The organism is Ignatzschineria cameli (assembly GCF_003121895.1).
GTDB lineage: Bacteria > Pseudomonadota > Gammaproteobacteria > Cardiobacteriales > Wohlfahrtiimonadaceae > Ignatzschineria > Ignatzschineria cameli.
In genome coordinates this window covers 1-21,296 of sequence record NZ_QEWW01000005.1, presented here as the reverse complement: position 1 = coordinate 21,296, position 21,296 = coordinate 1, and the positions used below count along the sequence as shown (strand labels likewise).

Below are 21,296 nucleotides of genomic sequence, written 5' to 3'. Positions count from 1 at the left end.
AATTCTGTTTGATGAAATCTGTTTCTATGAAGCTCAATTAGAGGTTTGATGGCTCTCTTTTCTGTTATCTATAGGATTAATAAGTACTCAGCAGGAGTACTCAATGGGTTATTGATTCGGTTATTTGCCATATTATTCATATCGATATTAAAAAAGAATAAAAAAGTGATAAAAAAAGATAAATAAAATAGATAGAAAACTTGAAATGGTAAAGATTATCCCCATCTTCTGATCAACAGGGGAAGGTTCTAATATCTGAATAAAGGTGTGTCAGAAAAGATCGCAAAGAGTTGAAGAATAAGAAAGATTTAGAATGGTAAGCCCCAGCACGATTCATAATTATGGGAGATTTGGTAGATGAACCAAGATAAATTTACACAAGCATTCTTAAACGCGTTAAGTGGCGCACAGACTTTAGCGCTCACTAACGATAATCAATATATTGAACCAGAGCATGTCTTAAGTGCCATGCTCAATCAGAAAGAGGGCTCGGTTTTACCGCTATTTCGTCAATGCCGAGCTAATATCCCGCTCTTAAATCAGAAAGTAAATGATGCGATTAATAAGTTTCCAAAGATCTCTGGAAGCAATGATATCCATATTAGTCAAAACTTACAGCGGGTTTTAGTTGCAGCAGAGAAAGAGATGCATCGCCGGGGCGATGGTTATCTCTCATCAGAAGTCTTTATTTTAGGTATTTTAGATGAGAATAAAGGACTTGCTGAGATTCTTAAAGATTCTGGTGTTACTAAAGAATTACTTAACCGAGCGATCGATTCCATTCGTGGAGGTGAGACTGTGCAAGATCCTAATGCAGAAGAGAAGCGTGAAGCGCTTAGCAAATATACCGTTGATTTAACTGAGCGAGCAGAGCTTGGAAAACTTGATCCCGTTATTGGACGAGATGATGAGATCCGCCGTGCTATTCAGGTTTTATCTCGTAGAACAAAGAATAATCCCGTATTGATCGGGGAGCCGGGTGTGGGTAAGACAGCTATTGTTGAAGGCCTTGCTCAGCGTATCGTTAATGGGGAAGTTCCTGAAGGTCTAAAAGGAAAACGTGTTTTATCGTTAGATCTTGGGGCATTGATTGCCGGTGCAAAATTCCGTGGGGAGTTTGAAGAGCGTTTAAAAGCGGTCTTAAATGAACTTGAGAAAGCAGAAGGGCAGGTGATTCTCTTTATCGATGAGATTCATATGATGGTAGGTGCCGGAAAGACCGATGGTGCAATGGATGCCGGAAACCTCTTAAAGCCTGCACTATCGCGTGGAGAACTCCACTGTATCGGGGCAACAACCCTTAATGAGTATCGCGAATATATTGAAAAAGATGCGGCACTTGAGCGTCGTTTCCAACAAGTTTTAGTGGAAGAACCGACAGTTGAAGATACCATTGCGATTCTTCGTGGATTGAAAGAGCGTTACGAGATCCATCATGGTGTTGAAATTACTGACCCGGCAATTGTCGCGGCTGCTACATTGTCACATCGCTATATTACCGATCGTCAATTACCTGATAAGGCGATCGACTTGATCGATGAGGCGGGAAGCCAGATCCGTATGGAGATCGACTCAAAGCCTGAAGCGATGGATAAACTTGATCGCCGTATTATTCAGTTGAAGATTGAGCGAGAAGCGATTAAGAAAGAGACCGATGATGCATCGAAAAAACGTCTTGAGACACTTGAGGCGGAGCTCTCTAAACTTGAGAAAGAGTATGCAGATCTTGAAGAGATCTGGAAAATTGAGAAGAGCTTGATGCAAGGCGCAACCTCTCTAAAAGAGGATCTCGATCAGGCGCGTATTGAGTTAGAAGCGGCAAGACGAAGTGGTGATCTTGCGAAGATGAGTGAACTTCAATATGGCAAAATTCCTGAGCTTGAGCGTCAATTGAAAGAGTCACAAGAGGCTGAAAACTATGAAGAGCGCGAGCATCGTTTAGTAAGAACGAAAGTGACCGCTAACGAGATCGCGGATGTGGTCTCTAAGTGGACTGGCATCCCTGTAAGTCGCATGATGGAAGGGGAGCGGGAGAAGTTACTTCGAATGGAAGAGGTTCTTGGGGAGAATGTCATTGGTCAGAAAGAGGCGATTACTGCAGTTTCTGATGCGGTTCGCCGTTCACGAGCGGGATTATCTGATCCTAATCGTCCGATCGGATCATTCCTCTTCTTAGGACCTACCGGGGTTGGTAAAACAGAACTTACTAAAACTTTGGCAACATTCCTCTTCGATGATGAAAATGCGATGCTTCGTATCGATATGTCTGAGTTTATGGAGAAACACTCCGTTGCACGTTTGATTGGTGCGCCTCCAGGATATGTCGGCTATGAAGAGGGTGGCTATTTAACCGAAGCTATCCGTCGTCGTCCCTACTCTGTGATTCTCCTTGATGAGGTTGAAAAGGCGCATCCTGATGTCTTCAATATCTTATTGCAGGTATTAGATGATGGTCGCTTAACAGATGGTCAAGGTCGGACCGTGGACTTTAAAAATACAGTGATCATTATGACCTCAAACTTAGGATCTCATCTGATTCAAGAGCAGGCGAGTCGTTTGAGTGATCTGAGTGAAAAAGATCAATATCTTGCGATGCGTGAGTCGGTGATGGATGTCGTTGGTCAACATTTCCGTCCTGAGTTTATCAACCGTATCGATGATATTGTAGTCTTCCATCCATTAGGTAAAGAGCATATCCGTGAGATTGCGAAATTACAGGTAAACCGTGTTGTCAAACGTCTCCTTGAGCATGATGTGATGTTAAGTGTCACAGAAGAGGGCTTAGATAAGCTCGGTGAGATCGGTTATGATCCTGTCTTTGGGGCTAGACCGCTCAAACGTGCAATTCAAACACACCTTGAGAATCCTTTAGCAAAAGCGTTCTTAAAAGGTGAGTTTAAAGCGGGAGATAGCGTCATTATCGATGGTGATCTCAATATGGATGTGATAGATGCTGAGATTGAGGTGATCTAATCTTATCTGTCTAAAGATTAGAAGATCGATCTTGCTGATCATGATTGGGCTGGTAGAGAAATTCTCTATCAGCCTTTTTTATTCTCTGAAAAGATGTATTCTGCAGGAGTTACTGTCTTTCGTTTGCCATAATTGCTATCGATCTTCAATGATTGAAAGGGTATTAGAAACGTATTGGAAAAGTATTAGAAGAGAGCGGGGGAGATCGAAAGAAGAGATGTTTCCATTTGATAGCTTCGCAGTGGAAAATAGTGGGAGTCAAAATCAAGAGAGCGAATCTTATCTCCCTGATAGGAAATAGAGCGTCTATTAGGTGGATTGATGAGATCCTGATCTCTATCGCCGGTCAGTGTAAGGGCGTGTGAAATCGGCGTTGTCATTGAGCTAATAGCAACTAACGCACTGATCTTAAGAAATTGTCGGCGTGAAGGGTGAAATGGTTTCCGATCCATTATTAAAACCTCCCTAGGTCTGTTACATTGATGCTACGATTTTTCATTGTAGCTTACTTTTGGTAAAAGATGGGTCAATTAATTCTTTAGCATCGGCTACAGTATTACAAAAGATGATTGTAAATGGGGACGTTTCATTTATGATTTTGCTATGACTTTACTGTTACTTTGATCCAAAGCCGATATAATCTTACTCTTTTATCGTTCTTTGAGTGCTACTCTTGCTTGTGATCTAATGGGATAAATTTAAGGATAAATTTAATCAAATAGAGCTGGCGATGAGGGGCTTAAGGTAGCACCGTTTAAAATTTGGGGAGTTTTAATATGCTGAAGAAAAGTGCAAAAGTTTATCGAGTCAATTGTGAAATGAAGGAGAAATATCAGGTTGCGATGACAGCACGGGAACACTTAGTGATCGCAGATGAGCCTAAACCTTATGGTGATAATGTGGGGATGACTCCAGTAGAGCTGCTTCTTGGAGCATTAGGGGCTTGTAAAACAATGGTCTTTAATGCTTATGCTGCTCAAAAGAAGATCCCTTATGAATCTTGTCATATTGAGGTAGAAGGGGATTTTGATTCAGCCGGTTATATGGGCGATCCAACGGTTCCAATCGGTTTTAGTGAAATTCGTACTATCTATCATCTCTCTACTTCAGCGGATCGAGCGACGATTGATGCAATGATTGCACATGTAGAGCACCATTGTCCTGTTGCTGCGACGATCGATGTGGCGCCTAAAAAGAGTGTTGTTGTCAATCTGTGTAAAGATTCATGATCTCATGATCAGTTGATTCTAAAAATGTCATAAAATGTCTGTAACTTCTTGAAAAGATTTTAAAAAAAGAGGTACATTTTATCACCTTAATATCGATTTTAAAGATAGAATCGGCAAGAATGTTACCGGTTACCTAAGTGAAGGTGGAGTCTGATTACATTGATTTATCAGTGGTCTAGATACTCTTCTTTATCCCTATTGACCTGTTTTTTATCGACACTATGGCCAATAAATTATTGGTAATTTGTCGATTATAATTGGAAATCAGTTAGTTATTAAATTGTTATTTAACATTAATATTGTGAGCGCCTAAATGGGATTAAAAAATAATCAGAATAATTAAAAAGCAGTTATATAAATATGTGCCGTTTATAAAAATTTACATATTTTTATCTATTATAGACACTCATATAATTAATATTCCATAGACTGTTAGTAGTGATTATAAAATTTATAAAGAGAGTGCTGGGGGCTTAATGTTCAAAGAACAATTTTATTTTTTACTAGATGCCAATATCTGGTTCGGCCTACTCATACCGGTCTATATTATTGTTGCGCTCTACTTTATCTATCGTATTAGTTTTTTTCGACTCCCTTATTTTAGGGAGATTAAGCAACTTCTCTTTGAAAAGCGCAAAAATAATAGTGGAATTACCCCTTTTCAATCTTTTAGTTTAAGTATGGGAAATCGAATCGGTATCGGTAATATCGTAGGGGTTTCACTTGCAATCAGTATTGGTGGGCCAGGCGCCATTTTTTGGATGTGGGTCTTTGCTTTTTTAGGAATGTTTTTAGCTTTTGCGGAGGCAGTCTTAGCTCAGCTCTATAAATCTAAAGAGCGCGGGCTCTATCGTGGCGGACCAGCTTACTATATTCGTAAAGGGCTCAATATGCCGAAAGTAGGGGGGCTTTATGCCCTGATATTTATTGCGCTCTTTATCGTTATCTTTAATGGAATCCATGCAAATGTTCTTGCCTCATTAGCGCATAGTACCTACAGTGAAGTGACGGGTGATCGCGTCTTATGGGCTATCTTTATTATCATTTTAGTGACCGTGTTAGGAAATGTTCGGTGGCTAACTCATATTGCAATATTAATGGTTTCTATAACTCTTTTTCTCTATGTTGCGATTATTCTTGCCATTATTTTCCTCAATATTCAGGAATTGCCGGCTCTTTTTTGGTTGATCATTAAGAGTGCTTTTGGTTTTCAGGAAGCGATAGGTGGCGGCATTGGTATTGCGATTGTTGAGGGTATTAAGAAGGGAAGTATCTCTCATGAGGCTGGTATTGGTAGTACCGCTTCAGCAGCTGCCGCAGCAAATACAAGTCATCCTGTAAAACAGGGTTTATTACAGAGCTTTGGGGTGTTTATCGATAGCTTTGTAATTGGTGGACTCTCTGCTTTTATTATTCTCTCTTCAGGACTCTATAGCCCCAATGTGGCCAATGGAATCCTTCTAATGCAAGCTTCATTAGGGCTCTCACTGGGCGGATTAGCGCCCTATATCTTCTCCTTTATCTTAATTCTCTTTGCCTTAACCTCAATCATTAGTGGTTTTTACTATGGAATGGTGAATGCTCTCTATTTTAAAAATCGTAAATGGGTAGAGTATCTCTATAAACTCTTTTTTATTATCGTGATTCTTGCGAGTTACTTTATCAATATGAGTGCATTAATTGCGATTACGATGATCTTTATCTCCTTACTCACGGTACTTAACTCTATTATGATCTTCTCCTTAAGGCATGTGGTTGTTGCGCTTTGGGAACACTATATGGAGCAGAAGAAGTTGGGATTTGATCCTCAATTTTATGCAAGAGATATCCCTTGGTTGGGAGAGATTGAGTGTTGGCAGAGCGATGATTTAGAAGCTCAGTTTCAAGAAGATGCCTATTTCCGGGTGATGCCGGATAGAAAGCGAGATTAAGCAATAATTAAGTAATAGATCGATAGATTGTTATATCGTTACTATAAGATATAAAAAGCGGGAATTACCCGCTTTTTTTGTTGATTGGTTAATTTAATTTTAGATCTTTTTAATCACGACATCTGGTTTAATGATGATTTTTCTCTCTCGATAGAGGGAGCCCAATGCGCGCTTAAAGGCTGATTTACTAACCCCTAAAATTTTATGGATCTCATCAGGTGAACTCTTGTCGCTGATCGGTAGAGTACCGCCATATTCACTGAGTCGGCGCATAATCATCTCTTCTAATGACTCTCGCGCTTCAGGTGTGTTAATGATCGCCTGTTCAGCGATATCGAGCTTACCATCCTCACGAATATGTTTGACAAAACCTTCGATCTCATCCCCAATTTCAAGGTCGCTCTTGACATCACTATGGTAGATCAGCCCCCAATAGGTGTGATCTACAATAACTTTCACCCCTAAATCTGTCATACTCTCAACGATAAGCGCTACAGGATTTCCCACTTCGTAATGGTGCGGCTGTTGATCTAAAAATTTCTCAAGCTTCATACTTGCAGTGATGCGTCCTGATACTTCATCGATGTAGGTATAAACGATGACAAAGTCGCCTGCGTGAACTGTTCCAACCTCTTCACTAAAAGGGAGTAGGAGATCTTTAGGTAACCCCCAATCGAGGAAGATACCGATATCATTGATCTCAACGACCTGTAGATCGGCAAAGCGCCCGACAGCGGTATAAGGTTGCTGAGGCGTGGCAATTGCATGACCATGATTATCGAGATAGACAAAAAGGTCTAGCCATTTGCCCACTTGAGTGGGTTGACCTTTAGGGATATCGCGATGGGGAAGAAGCACGTCTCCCTCTAGAATTAATCCTAATTTATTCTTTTCGATGATGGTTAAACGATTCATCTGCCCGATTTTAGGGCTATGGGTACTATTATAAGACATAAGGCCTTTTATGATTAATTGAGACATTGTAGCGTGAAGCCGTCTGACTTTTAGTTGCTACTTTTAAAACAACGCATATTTATATTTAAAGAGTATTTAAAGTAAAGATCGTTGTGAAGATCTTAAATAGATCGACTAATAGGCTCTATTATAAACATCTAAAAAAAAATAGGGATCGAAAGCTGTCGTAGGATCTAAAATTTTTCTCAAGAGATTCCTGGCGGATATGAAGTTATCTCTCTATAAACCGTTATAAATCTCTTGACAAGGGCTTATTGAGAGCTTCCTTGCTCGCTTTTTGCCACAATTGCAGTGGCTGCGCAAACGGCTGAACCCCAAGCCCATTGAAAATTATATCCTCCTAACCAGCCGACAACATCTACAACTTCTCCCACAAAGTAGAGATTCTCTACGATACGACTCTCCATGCTTTTAGGATTGAGCTCTTTGGTATTGACGCCTCCGCGGGTTGCTTCGGCGGTTTTATGACCATCGGTACCACTCGGTATGATGTGCCACTGGTTGAGCATCTCTCCTAAGCGCTCCAAAATCTTATTGGGAATCTCCGGCAGAGGCGTTGTTAAGTAGGTGTTAAAAGGTGCTTTTTGAAGCCAAAATTGAACAAAACGTTTGGGCAATGTGGGAACGAGGGTAGTCAGGGCGCGTTCAATCTGATATCTATTGTTCTGCTTAATGTCTAATAGCGCTTTTGTCAGATCGATACCGGGAGCAAAATTGATAGTGATCGCTTGTCCTGGAAGAAGATAACTGGAGATCTGTAAGATACCGGGTCCTGAGAGCCCTTTGTGGCGAAAGAGTAGATCCTCTTCAAAGAGGATGCGATCTTTAGCTCTCTTTCCCGATTGTGTTGAGATCTCAACAGGTATCGAGATTCCGGCAAGGGCATGATATCCTTCTGTTTCCCAAAAATCGAAGTGGAGTGCTACAAGTGCCGGACGAGTGGGAATGATTGAGTGACCAAATGATTTAGCTACACGATAGCCAAAGTCAGTCGCCCCTATTTTAGGGATTGCTAAACCGCCTGTTGCAATAATTAAAGAGTGAGCTGTTAATGATCCTTCAGAACTCTCTAGCTGAAAGTTTTCTCCCACCTTTGTGATGGCATCAATTTTGCAACCTGTTCGAAAATCGACGGCTGCCTCATTACACTCATTGAGCAGCATATTGATAATATCTTTTGAGGAAGCCCCCTGTTCGCGATCACAGAAGAGTTGCCCGCGATGTTTTTCGGTATAGGGGATCTGATAGCGTTCAACAAGTGCTATAAAATCATTTGCGGTGAAGTTTGAGAGCGCGTAACGAACAAATTTAGGATTTTCTGAAACATAGTAGGGCGCAGCATCAAAGCCATCGATATGGGTGTTGGTGAAGTTACAAAAACCGCCACCGGCTATCCGAATTTTCTCTCCAATCTTTGTTGCATGATCTAACAGAAGAACAGATAGACCCGCTCGACCGGCATAACTTGCCGCCATCATTCCGGCTGCGCCGGCACCAACAATAATGAGATCAAAATGGGTGGGGGATGTGGATGATTTCATAACCTGCTTTACCTACTTATAAGTGTGGAGAGAAGCAATTATAAGCACTTTTAAAGGAGAGGCGAGTTCTTCGTTACTTTTTTCCCCACCTCTTTTGCTCCTTTCTTCTCTTATGCGCCAATTGTATTTCGATTCAATTGTGCTTCGATTACCATCTAAACTCCACTATCTAAACTCCATTTTACCCTATTTGCGAAGGTGATTGAGAGATTCGCTTTTGAGCTATTTTTTCCTCAGAGATAGAGGAGGTTTGATACACTGCTAACTATCTTAAATTGACTTCTCGAGCGCCTTTGATTCCCGCTCTGATGAAGGTGAAGAGATCTCTCTTCCATATCACCCTTTATACTGTAGCAAATCGCTATCGGAAAGCGGGGAAGATTGTAGAAAGGGTGATCTGACCTGACCTTAATAAATCTGGTCTTAAGTCTTAATGATTCGCAGTATATTTTAATAATTAATAATTAATAATTGGATAAAGAGGGGAACCTATGGCAGGAGAGTTATTCCTGGTTTTAATGTTAGTCGCAATGGTGGCTGGATTTATCGATGCCATTGCCGGAGGTGGAGGATTAATAACTCTGCCGGCACTACTCTTAGCAGGGCTATCGCCGGTACAAGCATTGGCGACTAATAAGTTACAATCCTCCGCAGGCTCCTTTTCGGCAACCTTCGCTTTCTTCCGGCAAGGATTAATTCAGTGGCATCATTCGAAATGGGTCTTTTTTCTTGCTTTAGCGGGTGGTATGGTGGGCGCACTTTTAGCGACGCGATTGCCGGCAACTTTTCTACAGATTATTGTTCCCATATTGCTGCTTTCAGTGGCGGTCTACTTTCTCTTCTCTCCCAATTTAGATGGACGAGAGCGGCGAGCAAAGATCTCAAGAAACCTCTTTCTCTTAACTTTTGTGCCACTGATAGGTTTCTACGATGGTATTTTTGGTCCGGGGACAGGCTCATTTTTTATGGTGGCCTTTGTGTTACTACTCGGATCAACCCTTGTTAATGCCATTGCCGAGACAAAGCTTGCCAATTTTGCTTCTAATATCGGCTCCCTCCTTATCTTCGCCTTTTCTGGAGAGATGCAAGTTCTATTAGGGCTCTTAATGGCGTTAGGCGCTTTTATCGGCGCACAGTTAGGAGCACTATTTGCGGTGAAATATGGGGGGAGAGTGATTCGCCCCCTCTTGATTGTGATGAGCGTCGGTATGGCAATCAAACTTCTATTAGAGCCCTCAAATCCCCTCTCTTTATGGATCCTCTCTTTGTGGGGATAAGGGAGTGCTTCGCCCGATGCTTGCATTTTTAGAAGAAAGAGAGTAATTATGAAAGTGTTGTCGATTAATATGTTGTTACATATTTTAAACAATAATAACTATAAATAGATGCCTAAAAGGTATCACATTAACCCGGAGAGATGATAAGGGCTAAGTCTTGTGATGACTTGTCATTATCAAAAAATGATCAACGAATGATCAGCGAATGATTAATCAGTGATCAGTCAGTGATCAATAGAAGGATCGATAAAGGAGAAAGTATGAGGAAAGAACATCTATTAACGCGCCTCTCATTAGGCGTTAAAAGAGCTGTAGCCACGATTACTGTTGGTGGTGCGCTACTTTTAGGAACGGCGCAAGCCTCCACATTAGTCTACTGTTCAGAAGCTTCACCAGAGACTTTTAATCCCCAATTAGCATCATCAGGGACAACATTTGATGCCAGCGGTATTCCACTTTATAACCGATTAACCGAGTTTGTCTTAGGCACTACAGAACTTGAACCTGGTTTAGCAGAATCTTGGGATGTGAGTGAAGATGGCAAAGAGTACACATTCCATCTCCGAAAAGGGGTCAAATTTCATAGTAATAAGGACTTTAAACCGACTCGGGACTTTAATGCCGATGATGTGATTTTCACTTTTGAAAGACAGATGAACCCTGAGCATCCCTATCATAATATTTCGAGTCGTCAATTTGAGTATTTTGAATCGATGGGATTCCCTGAGTTGATAGAATCGGTCGAGAAGGTTGATGATCATACCGTTAAAATCACATTAACCTCGCCTGAATCACCCTTTTTAGCCAATTTAGCGATGGCATTTGCCTCTATTTTATCAGCAGAATATGGTGAGGTTCTCTTAGCGAAAGGGAAGCCTGAGGAGATTGATCTTAAACCGATTGGGACAGGCCCATTCCAATTTAGAGCCTATGAGCAAGATTCCCGTATCCTCTTTACGAAATTTAAAGATTATTTTGGGGAGCCGGCTAAACTTGATCGTCTAATCTTCTCAATTACTCCCGATGCTTCAGTTCGTTTTGCAAAGTTACAAAAGGGTGAGTGCCATGTTATGCCATACCCTAATCTTGCCGATCTTGAGAAGATGCGCGCAAGCTCCGATATTGATGTGAAAGAGTTAACAGGACTCAATATTGGCTATCTTGCTTTCAATATGGATAAACCGCCTTTAGATAAGTTAGAGGTACGTAAAGCCTTAAGTCTAGCGGTTAATAAGGCTGATATTATCGATGCAATTTTCCAGGGAAATGGAGAAGCGGCGAAAAACTTTATCCCTCCGACAATGTGGGGCTATAACGATGAGATTGTTGATTATGAATATGATCCTGCAGCAGCTAAAGCACTTTTAGCGGAGGCGGGATTACCGGATGGCTTTGAGGTAACGCTCTGGGCAATGCCGGTACAGCGTCCTTATAACCCTAATGCCCGTAGAATGGCAGAGATGATTCAATCTGACTGGGAGAAGATCGGTGTTAAAGCTAATATTGTCACCTATGAGTGGGGCGAGTATTTAACGCGTCTTCGTAATGGTGAACACGATACAGCATTGATGGGTTGGACCGGTGATAATGGGGATCCTGACAACTTCTTCTCAGTTCTTTTAAGCTGTGTGGCCGCAGAGGCAGGATCAAACTACTCTAACTGGTGTAATAGTGAGTTTGATGAGATCTTAGCGGAAGCAAAAGCCGCAACAGATCATGATCAACGTGTTGCGCTCTATCAGCGTGCGCAAGAGATCCAACATCGAGAGCAGCCTGTGCTCAATATTGCTCACTCGACCGTCTATATGCCGGTTCGAAAAGAGGTGGTCAATTATGTCATCGATCCATTGGGAACTCATAACTTCAATCAAGTTGATATTGAGGATTAAACTCAGATAGAGCCGCGATAGCTCAAACTCTCTTAAGCGTTTTACCCAATAAATGCTTCAATAAGAGGTTATAGCGGCGATAAGAGAGAATAGAGGAGCGCGTGTCTGGTGATAACGATAACCTGTGCGCTCCTTTTTATCGCTGAGATCATCTTTCTTCTACGGTTTCTCTATGAGATCTTCATCTAGCAGATGCTACTACGGTAGATGTAGAGGCATTATGCCCCGTCGAAACTTCATTAAAAGGGCTGAAGAAAGAGATCAATCGCTATCGCATTTCCTCAATCTTCTCTAGAGATAGGATGCAACATGATTCAATTTTTCTTTCGCCGATTAGGGATGATTATCCCCACCTTTATCGGTATCACACTATTAACCTTTATCTTTATTCATCTGATACCGGGCGATCCCATTTTGCTTTTTGCCGGCGAGCGCGGTATTACTCCGGAGCGCTATGCTGAGTTGCGTGCGCAATTTGGTTATGATCAACCCTATATCGTGCAATATTGGAACTATCTTAAAGGATTGTTTCATGGCGATTTAGGGAACTCTCTGGTAACTCAGCGCGCGGTCTGGTCAGAATTTGTCCCTCGCTTTAAAGCAACATTAGAACTTGCAACTTGTGCGATGATTTTTGCGGTTGTGGTGGGGATTCCTGTCGGCGTGATCGCCGCGGTGAAGCGTGGATCGATCTTTGATCATGCGGCTGTTGGGATCTCTTTAACAGGATATTCAATGCCCATTTTTTGGTGGGGCATGATGTTGATTATGCTGGTCTCTGTTAATCTCGATCTAACGCCGGTCTCCGGCCGGATTAGCGATATGGTTTTTCTCGATGATAGTGAGCCATTAACAGGTTTTATGTTGATCGATACCTTTTTCTTTGGGGAAGAGGGAGATTTCTGGGATGCGCTTCATCATATGATTCTTCCGGCGATTGTTCTTGGAACGATTCCCCTTGCTGTGATTGTACGAATGACCCGTTCCTCAATGCTTGAGGTTCTCAGTGAAGATTATATCTTAACTGCAAGAGCAAAAGGATTAGGGCGGATGCGTATTATTCTGATTCATGCTTTACGAAATGCATTAATTCCTGTTGTGACTGTTATCGGCTTGCAGGTGGGAACCATGTTAGGGGGAGCGATCTTAACGGAGACAATCTTCTCGTGGCCGGGCGTTGGCAGATGGTTGATAGAATCGCTCCAACGCCGTGATTACCCTGTTGTTCAGGGTGGCGTTCTACTCGTTGCTTCGCTCATTATTTTAGTCAACTTTATTGTTGACCTTCTCTATGGCGTTGTAAATCCCCGTATTAGACATCAATAAGGAGAGCAGCGATGGCTCAACATCATGATCGAGATTTAAATGTCATTTTAGAAGAGGGAGAGGCCACTTTAGAGGCGGATCGCCCCCCTTCGACGACGTTACTTTTAGCACGAAAACCGGAGACACCCCTGCGACAATTTTGGTTCTACTTTAGTCGAAATAGAGGGGCTTTATTAGGTTTTATCTTTATTCTTTTTATCCTTTTTGTTGCGATTTTTGCCCACTATATCGCTCCCCATGATCCTACTGAGCAGTTTAGAGGCTCCTTTCTAAAACCCCCTGTCTGGATGGAGGGGGGAAGTTGGAAATTTATCTTAGGAACTGATGATGTAGGGCGCGATATCTTAAGTCGATTGATTTATGGTGCGCGTCTCTCTCTACTTGTCGGGGTTGTCGTTGTTCTGCTCTCATTGATCTTAGGGATCTCTTTAGGCCTTTTAGCTGGCTACTTCGGCGGTGCTGTTGAGGCGATTATTATGCGTATTGTCGATATTATGTTGGCATTACCTAGCCTTCTGTTAGCTTTGGTGTTAGTGGCTATCTTTGGTCCTTCCATTATCAATGCCTCTATCGCGCTAGCCTTTGTTGCGTTGCCACACTATATTCGTTTGACCCGGGCAACAGCTTTAGGAGAGATGGAGAAAGATTATGTGGTTGCATCTCAAGTCGCAGGTGCCGGACATCTTCGGCAGATGTTTATCAATGTCTTACCTAACTGTTTAGCTCCCTTGATTGTCCAAGCGACTTTAGGATTCTCCAATGCGATTTTGGATATGGCTGCGCTTGGTTTTTTGGGAATGGGGGCTCAACCGCCGACGCCTGAGTGGGGCACAATGCTCTCAGATGTCTTGCAATATGCCCAATCTGCTTGGTGGGTCGTTGCATTTCCGGGGATTGCCATTTTATTGACAGTCTTAGCTTTCAATCTTATGGGTGATGGCTTGCGAGATGCGTTAGATCCAAAGCTGAAGGTGTAAGGAGGCGATAATGAAATTATTAGATGTGAAAGCATTAACGGTTGAGTTTGGCGAGAAAGGAGATCGCTTCCGTGCGGTTGATCGTATTGGCTATAGTGTCAATCAGGGTGAAGTTGTGGGTATCGTTGGAGAGTCGGGATCTGGAAAGTCTGTCAGCTCCCTTGCTATTATGGGCTTGATCGATTTTCCCGGAGTTGTAACCGCTGAAGCACTCACCTTCGATGGTAAAGAGTTACAGAAGATGAAGCGTCGGGAGCGGCAGAAGATCTTAGGGGATGATGTTGCGATGATTTTCCAAGATCCGATGACCTCTCTCAATCCCTCTTTTACGATCGGCTATCAGATTATGGAGACCTTAAAAGTCCATCAAGGTGGGCGAAAAAAGGCGCGTAAAGCACGTGCTTTAGAGTTATTAACCTTGGTTGGAATCCCTGATGCGGCGAATCGTTTCGATCTCTATCCCCATCAATTATCGGGCGGAATGAGTCAACGAGTAATGATTGCTATCGCGATTGCTTGTAATCCTAAATTACTGATTGCAGATGAGCCGACAACAGCCCTAGATGTGACGATTCAAGGGCAGATTATCTCTCTGCTTCTGCAGCTGCAACGAGAGCAACAGATGGCGCTTCTCTTGATTACCCATGATTTAGCATTAGTTGCAGAGTCTGCCGATAAGATTATTGTGATGTATGCTGGTCAAATTGTAGAGATCGCTCCCGCTTCTGAGCTCTTTCAAGCACCCTTTCATCCCTATACTGAAGCGCTACTTCGATCGTTGCCGGAGTTTTCTCAAGGAGCTCTGCGTCTGGAATCCCTTCCCGGCGTTGTACCGGGACGTTATGATCGGCCTCAAGGTTGTCTTCTCAACCCTCGTTGCCGCTATTGTCAGGCGATCTGCCGGCAAGAGGAGCCGCCGTTACAGCAGTTAGAGAATCGTTTTGTGAAGTGTCACTTTCCTTTAGCTAAAAAGAGTGTCTCAGGGCTGAGATCAAAAGGTGATGGCACAGAGGCTGAGGATGGCGCGGAAGTGATATCGGTATCAGGAGGAGCTTATGAGTAGTCAGGAAGAGAGAAGTGGTGCTAAGAAAGTGCCTCTTTTAGTCGCGGAGGAATTAACGAAATATTATGCTGTCAGTCGAGGCTTATTTCATGAAAAGGGGGAGGTAAAGGCTTTAAATGGCATCTCCTTTGAGCTTGAAGCGGGTAAGACTTTGGCGGTTGTGGGTGAATCGGGGTGTGGGAAGTCGACCCTTGCTAAAGTATTAACAATGATTGAGCCCCCTACAAGTGGAGCGTTACGCTATCGAGGAGATTCTCTTTTAACCCCGGCAGCTGAAATGGCTGCTTTACGGCGTCAAAAGATTCAGATTATCTTTCAAAATCCCTATGGCTCTCTTAATCCCCGAAAGAAGATTGGAGCGATTTTAGAAGAGCCCTTAAAGATCAATAGCGATCTGAGTCGTGCAGAGCGAAAAGAGCGAGTTTTAGAGATGATGGAGAAGGTGGGACTTCGTCCGGAGTTTTATGATCGTTACCCCCATATGTTCTCTGGAGGGCAGCGGCAGCGAATTGCCATTGCGCGAGGATTAATGCTCAATCCCGATATTGTTATCGCCGATGAACCTGTCTCAGCACTTGATGTCTCTGTTCAAGCGCAGGTTCTCAATTTGATGATGGATCTGCAAGAAGAGTTAGGTCTCTCTTATCTCTTTATTTCGCATGATCTCTCTGTAGTAGAGCATATTGCTGATGATGTGATGGTGATGTATCTGGGTCGAGCTGTGGAAAAAGCGAGTAAAAAAGCGCTCTTCTCTGCACCGATGCACCCCTATACAGAGGCTCTTCTCTCTGCAACACCGCGGTTGAATGATCAAAATCGGCGCGAAAAGATTACATTAATGGGGGAGCTTCCTAGCCCACTCAATCCCCCTCAGGGTTGTGCCTTCCATACTCGTTGTCCTAAAGCGTTTGAAAAATGTGCCCAAGCTCAGCCGGAGATGAAGCAATATCGAGATATTCATGGTGAATTACATGAAGTGGCCTGCTTTAAACTTGATCAGGTAGCGGTTGATCAACCTACTGTTGACCAGGTAATGGGCGATGAATGATAAATCGCAGCTGAAAGGGTAAGAATAGTGGGGAAATAAGAGAGTGATTCGAGAAGATCTGATCTTAGAATCTCCCTCTTATTAGAGATCACTTGCCCTCAATAAGAGGGCAGGCTTTTAATCATTATGAAAAATATTTTTCAAAAATGTCTGTGCGCGATCACTCGGAGTACCCTCAAAAAACTCACTTTTTGAGAGATCATCATAGATCTCCCCCTCATCGATAAAGATAATACGATCGGCAACTTGGCGGGCAAATCCCATCTCATGGGTGACACACATCATTGTCATTCCCTCTTGCGCTAACTCGGTCATCACCGCAAGTACTTCATGAATCATCTCAGGATCAAGTGCCGAGGTGGGTTCATCGAAGAGCATAACAACCGGATCCATCGCTAATGCTCTAGCAATTGCCACACGTTGTTGCTGCCCACCTGAGAGCTGAGTAGGGTATTTCCCGAGATGTTTACTTAAACCCACTCGATCTAATAACCCTAGGGCTTTAGTATGGGCGATCTCTTTATCCCGTTTTAAAACCTTCATCTGTGCCAGCATTAGATTTTGCTCAATCGACATATTGGGAAAGAGTTCAAAATGTTGAAAGACCATTCCCACTTCAGCGCGAACCTTATTAATATCCGTTTTAGGATCCGCTAAAGAGTGGCCATTGATAATAATATCCCCTTCTTGGAAGGGTTCTAAACCATTTGCACATTGAATTAAGGTCGATTTTCCAGAACCAGAGGGGCCACAGACCACCACAACTTCCTTCTCTTTAATTTCAGTGGAGCAATTCTTTAATACTTGGAAACTGCCATAAAATTTACTGACATTTTGATATTGAATCATAGGGACCCTCTTCTCTTTTGTAAGGTTCGAACTAGGTAGGAGAGTGAAAAACAGATCACAAAGTAGGTAAAGCCGGCGAAAAGAATCATCTCCATTTTGGCATTATTGTTATAGCCAATAATATCGGTGGTTCTAAAGAAATCATTGAGGCTCATAATGTAGACCAAAGAGGTATCTTGAAACAGAATAATGCCCTGAGTTAAAAGGAGCGGGATCATATTTCGTAGTGCTTGGGGGAGAATGACATAGTAGATTGCCTGTCCTCTTGTCATGCCTAATGCGAGCGCGGCACTCATCTGTTGCCGGCGGACACTCTTAAAGCCTGCCCGAATAATCTCAGAGTAGTACGCCGCTTCAAAGAGAGAGAAGGCAACGATTGCCCAGAAAAGTCTCACGCCGGTGCTATTTCCTAAGCCAAGATATTGTTGCAAAGTTGGACCTATCGCCAGATAGAACCACATTAAAACCATAATGAGTGGAATTGAGCGAAATAGATTAACGTAACCTGTTGCTAACCAAGCGATTGGTTTTGGGCCATAGAGGCGTAAGATAGCAAGAATAATCCCCCAAAGAATACCTACAACAATAGCAATTGCAGTAATCTGTAGGCTAACCCCCATTCCTTCGAGGAGAAATGTGTAGTTTTCACTAATGATAGCGAAGAGACTTGAAAAAGAGAATTGTCCCATTTTTAAGCTCCTTCTTTCTGCGAGGGAAGTTGTGTCCAGCGCTCAATCAATTTCATAATAAACATCAAGGTGATGTTGATAATGATGTAAGCAATGGTGACCAGGAAGAATGATTCATAAGCTTTTGCTGTGTAATCATTGATCTGTGCTGCTTGCCGGGTGAGCTCTGCTAAGCCGATTGTCTGGAGTACGGAAGAGTTTTTAAAGATATTGAGTAACTCTGATGTCATTGGAGGCAAGATAATTCGCAATGCCTGAGGAAGGATAACATAGCGATAAGCTTGAGAATATGTGAGTCCTGTAGCCAGTGCTGCTCTTAGCTGACCACCTGCTAATGATTCAATACTAGAGCGAACCTGCTCGGCGATTCGTGCCGAAGTAAAAAGCCCTAAACATAAGATCCCTGCGGTCATCATCTGTACTAAAGGATCTTGAGATTTGATCCAATTACCCATCGATTCCGGCATTAAATTGGGCCAAACGTAATACCAAAAGAAGAGTTGAACAATAAGAGGTACATTGCGTAAACACTCAACATAGCTTGCACCAATAAAACGTAAAAGGGGGCTCGGAAGCGTGCGTAGTGTGCCAACAATGATGCCTAGCACTAAGGCTAAAAACCAGCTGCTGCTAGCGGAGATAATGGTCCATTTTGCCCCCTCGAGAAGCCAATCGAGATATGTTTCATTGATGACAGCTTCTTGTAAGAGCATGGAGAAATCTAATCCAAACATAGATTAACCTTTTATAGAGAGGATAAATGAGATTCAGTTTATTGAAGGCGAGAAACTCTAGAGAAGAGGGTTAACTCTTCCTAGAGATGGTGAGATAGAAATGCATCTCTCTATGAGTTATCTCAGAGAGGTTTCAATATAGAGAATTCTATATAGAGAACTTAATAGAGAGATGCGGGACCAATAGATCTGCCAATAAGATCTTCAAGATGCTACTGATAAGGCTTATCTGTTGGATTATTAAAGAGCTCTCGCATACTTTCAGAGAGGGGGAATTCTAAGTTTGCATTGCGAGGTGGGATCGGTTCTGTGAACCATTTGTTGTAGATCACCTCCATCTCCCCAGATCCTGAGAGATCCGCGATCACCTGATCGGCTAATGCTTTGAATTCGCTATCCCCTTTACGCAACATGCAAGCATATGCTTCCTGTCCTTGTGACTCTCCGGTCACGACCCAGCGATCTGGTTGAGGTGATTTCGCTCTTTCACCATAGAGAAGGGAATCATCCATTACAAAGGCAACTCCACGATTATCAGCGAGCATCATAAAGGCATCTCCATGATCTTTTGCCGCTTGAATCCGCATATTCATCCCTTTTTCGGCATTCATATTACGCAGCACACGCTCTGAAGTTGTCCCTGCGGTGGTAATGACTACCTTATCTTTAAGCTCTTCAAAAGATTCAATACCGGTATTAACATCGGTAATCATGCGAATATTGATGATGAAGATCGTATTTGTAAAGTCTACCTCTTGTGCTCTTGCTGTATTGTGGGTTGTTGATCCACATTCAAGATCAATAGTTCCATTTTTCATCAATGGAATACGGTTTTGAGAGGTGATAGGGACAAGTTTAACATCGATCTTTTTTCCTAATTTCTTCTCGATACCCTCAACGATTTTCATACTAATCTCATGAGAGTAACCGACAACATTTTGCTGATTATCATAATAGGAATAGGGGATCGATGATTCTCTATGACCTAGGGTAATTGTTCCTGTCTCATCAATTTTTTTAAGGGTGCCCGTTAGCTCTTCTGCCATAGATAGCGTAGGTAATGCCAACAATCCACACAATGCGAGTCCTAAAATAGACTTTTTCATCTGTTATCCTCCAGATTATGGGTTCATTATTCTTCAACAATAATGAGTAATTTAGTGGTGAAACCATCAACGATTATTTTGTTATATTTTTTATAGTTATATTTATATGCGTGATCGCTAGAGAGAAGATGCCAGAAAAGGCCTCTTTGTACTTCTCTATTTCTGATGGTACATATCTAGATATATGATAATGGTTTAGAAAAGGCAATATATGATGAGTGACTTTTATGCTATCAATATAACTTAAAGTTATAGCTTATCGAGCTTCTGACTTTGGTGTTTATAGAAAACTGATAGAAGTTTTAAGTAAGCTCAACATTATTGATCTCCATTAATGCTAGTTAAATGTTAATCAATCTTTAATCAATATTTAATTAATATTGAGCTATTGATACAGATTACATATGTGAAGGCATATGAAGGCCAGTACCATATTATTAATACATATCTGATACACATCTAATGTACATCTAATACACATCAATTTAAGATAGATCGCTAATGATCTTCTGATCTCTGATAAATTAGAGGATAATAGTAGGGAGTTGCGACATCTTGACGGCTTTTTAGTAACTCCTTATTCTGTTCGCCACATAATAGAGATCTATAGGAAGAGATTATGCAAAAAAAATTGATAGTGCTAGGAAGTAGCAATGTGGATTACATCTTAAATGTTCCCCACTTTTTAGCGCCAGGAGAGACATTAGCAGGTGATCAGTATCAAGTATCATTAGGTGGAAAAGGGGCTAATCAAGCAGTTGCCGCTGGCAGAGCAGGTGCTGATGTGACCTTTATTGCCGCGGTAGGGGATGATGATGTTGGAAAGTCTGCGATTTCACAATTTCAGCAGGATCAGATCGATACAGGTTTAATTCAAGTTATTGAGAATGAAAAGACCGGTGTTGCGCTTATCTTCGTCAATAGTGAAGGTGAGAATATGATCGGGATCTATGCGGGCGCTAATGGCGCAATGACCAAAGAGGTTGTTACGCCGCTACTTCCTGAAATTGGTCAGGCAGATCTTCTTTTAATGCAGTTAGAGACACCCCAAGAAGCGCTTGATCTTGCGGCCGAGCATGCTAAACAGTCAGGCGTACGTGTTGTTGTTAATCCTGCACCTGCTAGAGCTTTATCAGATCGTTTTCTCTCCTATATCGATATCATTACCCCTAATGAGACAGAAGCGGAGTTATTAACAGGCGTGAAGGTTGAAACTGAAGAAGATGCTGCATTAGCTTCTCAAAAGCTGCATGAGAAAGGGATAGAAGTTGTTATTATTACATTAGGAAAAAAGGGAGCTTGGGTTAGTCAGATCAATGCTTTTCAAGAGATAAAAGGAGAACTTATTCCTGGGTATAGAGTCAAGGCGATCGATACGATAGGTGCCGGCGATACCTTCAATGGTGTCTTAGTAACGGCCCTTTTAGAAGGGAAGTCACTGCTACAGTCTGTGAAGCTTGCGCATGCTGCGGGCGCGTTGGCAGTTACTAAAAAAGGAGCTCATCCTGCGATCCCATGGCGTGAAGCGATCGATCAGTTCTATCTGCAAAATAGTATTGAGGATTAAGTAATACATTCTTAAATACATCTTTATATAGCACATGCTATCTATCGCTCTTTTCTACTTCTAAATAGTTGGCTTTGAACAGATTTTGAAAAGAGTTATAAACTTTTTTTAAAATCTTTCAA

17 protein-coding genes are annotated in these 21,296 nt (G+C 42.2%); 10 read left to right on the top strand and 7 right to left on the bottom strand.

What is annotated here, in order from left to right; translation table 11 throughout:
- Positions 1-357: 357 nt before the first annotated feature.
- Positions 358-2,973, top strand: a complete 2,616-nt coding sequence (gene clpB, locus DC077_RS07715) for an ATP-dependent chaperone ClpB (protein ID WP_109201928.1) — start codon at positions 358-360, stop codon at positions 2,971-2,973.
- 185 nt (positions 2,974-3,158) lie between these two features.
- On the opposite strand, the gene DC077_RS07710 is transcribed toward clpB, so the two are convergent.
- A complete protein-coding gene (locus DC077_RS07710; RefSeq protein ID WP_109201927.1) occupies positions 3,159-3,425 on the bottom strand; it encodes a hypothetical protein in 267 nt (88 codons plus the stop codon).
- A gap of 324 nt (positions 3,426-3,749) precedes the next feature.
- Here DC077_RS07710 and DC077_RS07705 point away from each other — a divergent pair, with 324 nt between their 5' ends.
- Together DC077_RS07705 and DC077_RS07700 are read left to right on the top strand one after the other, a co-directional pair.
- Positions 3,750-4,202, top strand: coding sequence for an OsmC family protein (locus tag DC077_RS07705; protein WP_109201926.1), 453 nt, complete (start codon positions 3,750-3,752; stop codon positions 4,200-4,202).
- A 476-nt stretch (positions 4,203-4,678) separates the two neighbouring features.
- Positions 4,679-6,133, top strand: a complete 1,455-nt coding sequence (locus tag DC077_RS07700; protein WP_109201925.1) for an alanine/glycine:cation symporter family protein — start codon at positions 4,679-4,681, stop codon at positions 6,131-6,133.
- A 99-nt stretch (positions 6,134-6,232) separates the two neighbouring features.
- Here DC077_RS07700 and DC077_RS07695 read toward each other — a convergent pair whose 3' ends face one another.
- Both DC077_RS07695 and DC077_RS07690 read right to left on the bottom strand, forming a co-directional pair.
- Positions 6,233-7,087: a CvfB family protein gene (locus DC077_RS07695; RefSeq protein WP_109201924.1), complete on the bottom strand. Its 855-nt coding sequence runs from the start codon at positions 7,085-7,087 to the stop codon at positions 6,233-6,235.
- 272 nt (positions 7,088-7,359) lie between these two features.
- Positions 7,360-8,649, bottom strand: a complete 1,290-nt coding sequence (locus DC077_RS07690) for a BaiN/RdsA family NAD(P)/FAD-dependent oxidoreductase (RefSeq protein WP_109217919.1) — start codon at positions 8,647-8,649, stop codon at positions 7,360-7,362.
- A 491-nt stretch (positions 8,650-9,140) separates the two neighbouring features.
- Between DC077_RS07690 and DC077_RS07685 the strand changes: the two genes are divergently transcribed.
- From DC077_RS07685 to DC077_RS07660, 6 genes are all read left to right on the top strand, one after another.
- Positions 9,141-9,926, top strand: coding sequence for a TSUP family transporter (locus tag DC077_RS07685; RefSeq protein WP_239990362.1), 786 nt, complete (start codon positions 9,141-9,143; stop codon positions 9,924-9,926).
- Between the two features lie 260 nt (positions 9,927-10,186).
- Positions 10,187-11,815, top strand: a complete 1,629-nt coding sequence (locus tag DC077_RS07680) for an ABC transporter substrate-binding protein (RefSeq protein WP_109201922.1) — start codon at positions 10,187-10,189, stop codon at positions 11,813-11,815.
- 309 nt (positions 11,816-12,124) lie between these two features.
- Positions 12,125-13,141 carry a dipeptide ABC transporter permease DppB gene (gene dppB, locus DC077_RS07675; protein WP_109201921.1) on the top strand — a complete coding sequence of 339 codons (1,017 nt, stop codon included), beginning with the start codon at positions 12,125-12,127 and terminating at the stop codon, positions 13,139-13,141.
- 11 nt (positions 13,142-13,152) lie between these two features.
- On the top strand, positions 13,153-14,118 hold the full coding sequence (gene dppC, locus DC077_RS07670) for a dipeptide ABC transporter permease DppC (RefSeq protein ID WP_109217918.1): 966 nt from the start codon (positions 13,153-13,155) through the stop codon (positions 14,116-14,118).
- A 10-nt stretch (positions 14,119-14,128) separates the two neighbouring features.
- Positions 14,129-15,181 (top strand): dipeptide ABC transporter ATP-binding protein, encoded by a 1,053-nt coding sequence (gene dppD / locus DC077_RS07665; protein ID WP_109217917.1) that lies wholly within the window; start codon positions 14,129-14,131, stop codon positions 15,179-15,181.
- A complete protein-coding gene (locus DC077_RS07660) occupies positions 15,174-16,229 on the top strand; it encodes a peptide ABC transporter ATP-binding protein (RefSeq protein ID WP_109217916.1) in 1,056 nt (351 codons plus the stop codon). The genes dppD and DC077_RS07660 overlap by 8 nt, the downstream gene beginning before the upstream one ends.
- 117 nt (positions 16,230-16,346) lie before the next feature.
- Here the strand turns inward: DC077_RS07660 and DC077_RS07655 are convergent, their stop codons facing one another.
- The 4 genes from DC077_RS07655 to DC077_RS07640 form a co-directional block, all read right to left on the bottom strand.
- Complete coding sequence (locus tag DC077_RS07655; protein WP_109201917.1) at positions 16,347-17,078, bottom strand: amino acid ABC transporter ATP-binding protein; 732 nt, start codon at positions 17,076-17,078, stop codon at positions 16,347-16,349.
- On the bottom strand, positions 17,075-17,767 hold the full coding sequence (locus DC077_RS07650; protein WP_109201916.1) for an ABC transporter permease subunit: 693 nt from the start codon (positions 17,765-17,767) through the stop codon (positions 17,075-17,077). Before DC077_RS07650 ends, DC077_RS07655 begins: the two co-directional genes overlap by 4 nt.
- Positions 17,768-17,769: 2 nt before the next feature.
- Positions 17,770-18,501, bottom strand: coding sequence for an amino acid ABC transporter permease (locus tag DC077_RS07645; RefSeq protein WP_109201915.1), 732 nt, complete (start codon positions 18,499-18,501; stop codon positions 17,770-17,772).
- Between the two features lie 212 nt (positions 18,502-18,713).
- The gene (locus tag DC077_RS07640; RefSeq protein ID WP_109217915.1) at positions 18,714-19,607 is read right to left on the bottom strand and encodes a transporter substrate-binding domain-containing protein; all 894 of its coding nucleotides are present in this window, start codon (positions 19,605-19,607) and stop codon (positions 18,714-18,716) included.
- 619 nt (positions 19,608-20,226) lie between these two features.
- Here DC077_RS07640 and rbsK point away from each other — a divergent pair.
- Entirely contained in the window at positions 20,227-21,174 is a 948-nt protein-coding gene (gene rbsK / locus DC077_RS07635; RefSeq protein ID WP_109217914.1) for a ribokinase, read from the top strand.
- Positions 21,175-21,296: the final 122 nt, after the last annotated feature.

Bases quoted from the DNA above. Each gene is read 5' to 3' on its own strand.
- DC077_RS07705 (WP_109201926.1), top strand. From the start codon at position 3,750: ATGCTGAAGAAAAGTGCAAAAGTTTATCGAGTCAATTGTGAAATGAAG.
- DC077_RS07645 (WP_109201915.1), bottom strand. From the start codon at position 18,501: ATGTTTGGATTAGATTTCTCCATGCTCTTACAAGAAGCTGTCATCAAT.
- DC077_RS07655 (WP_109201917.1), bottom strand. From the start codon at position 17,078: ATGATTCAATATCAAAATGTCAGTAAATTTTATGGCAGTTTCCAAGTA.
- DC077_RS07650 (WP_109201916.1), bottom strand. From the start codon at position 17,767: ATGGGACAATTCTCTTTTTCAAGTCTCTTCGCTATCATTAGTGAAAAC.
- DC077_RS07710 (WP_109201927.1), bottom strand. From the start codon at position 3,425: ATGGATCGGAAACCATTTCACCCTTCACGCCGACAATTTCTTAAGATC.
- dppB (WP_109201921.1), top strand. From the start codon at position 12,125: ATGATTCAATTTTTCTTTCGCCGATTAGGGATGATTATCCCCACCTTT.
- rbsK (WP_109217914.1), top strand. From the start codon at position 20,227: ATGCAAAAAAAATTGATAGTGCTAGGAAGTAGCAATGTGGATTACATC.
- clpB (WP_109201928.1), top strand. From the start codon at position 358: ATGAACCAAGATAAATTTACACAAGCATTCTTAAACGCGTTAAGTGGC.
- DC077_RS07685 (WP_239990362.1), top strand. From the start codon at position 9,141: ATGGCAGGAGAGTTATTCCTGGTTTTAATGTTAGTCGCAATGGTGGCT.
- dppC (WP_109217918.1), top strand. From the start codon at position 13,153: ATGGCTCAACATCATGATCGAGATTTAAATGTCATTTTAGAAGAGGGA.
- dppD (WP_109217917.1), top strand. From the start codon at position 14,129: ATGAAATTATTAGATGTGAAAGCATTAACGGTTGAGTTTGGCGAGAAA.
- DC077_RS07640 (WP_109217915.1), bottom strand. From the start codon at position 19,607: ATGAAAAAGTCTATTTTAGGACTCGCATTGTGTGGATTGTTGGCATTA.
- DC077_RS07660 (WP_109217916.1), top strand. From the start codon at position 15,174: ATGAGTAGTCAGGAAGAGAGAAGTGGTGCTAAGAAAGTGCCTCTTTTA.
- DC077_RS07700 (WP_109201925.1), top strand. From the start codon at position 4,679: ATGTTCAAAGAACAATTTTATTTTTTACTAGATGCCAATATCTGGTTC.
- DC077_RS07695 (WP_109201924.1), bottom strand. From the start codon at position 7,087: ATGTCTTATAATAGTACCCATAGCCCTAAAATCGGGCAGATGAATCGT.
- DC077_RS07690 (WP_109217919.1), bottom strand. From the start codon at position 8,649: ATGAAATCATCCACATCCCCCACCCATTTTGATCTCATTATTGTTGGT.
- DC077_RS07680 (WP_109201922.1), top strand. From the start codon at position 10,187: ATGAGGAAAGAACATCTATTAACGCGCCTCTCATTAGGCGTTAAAAGA.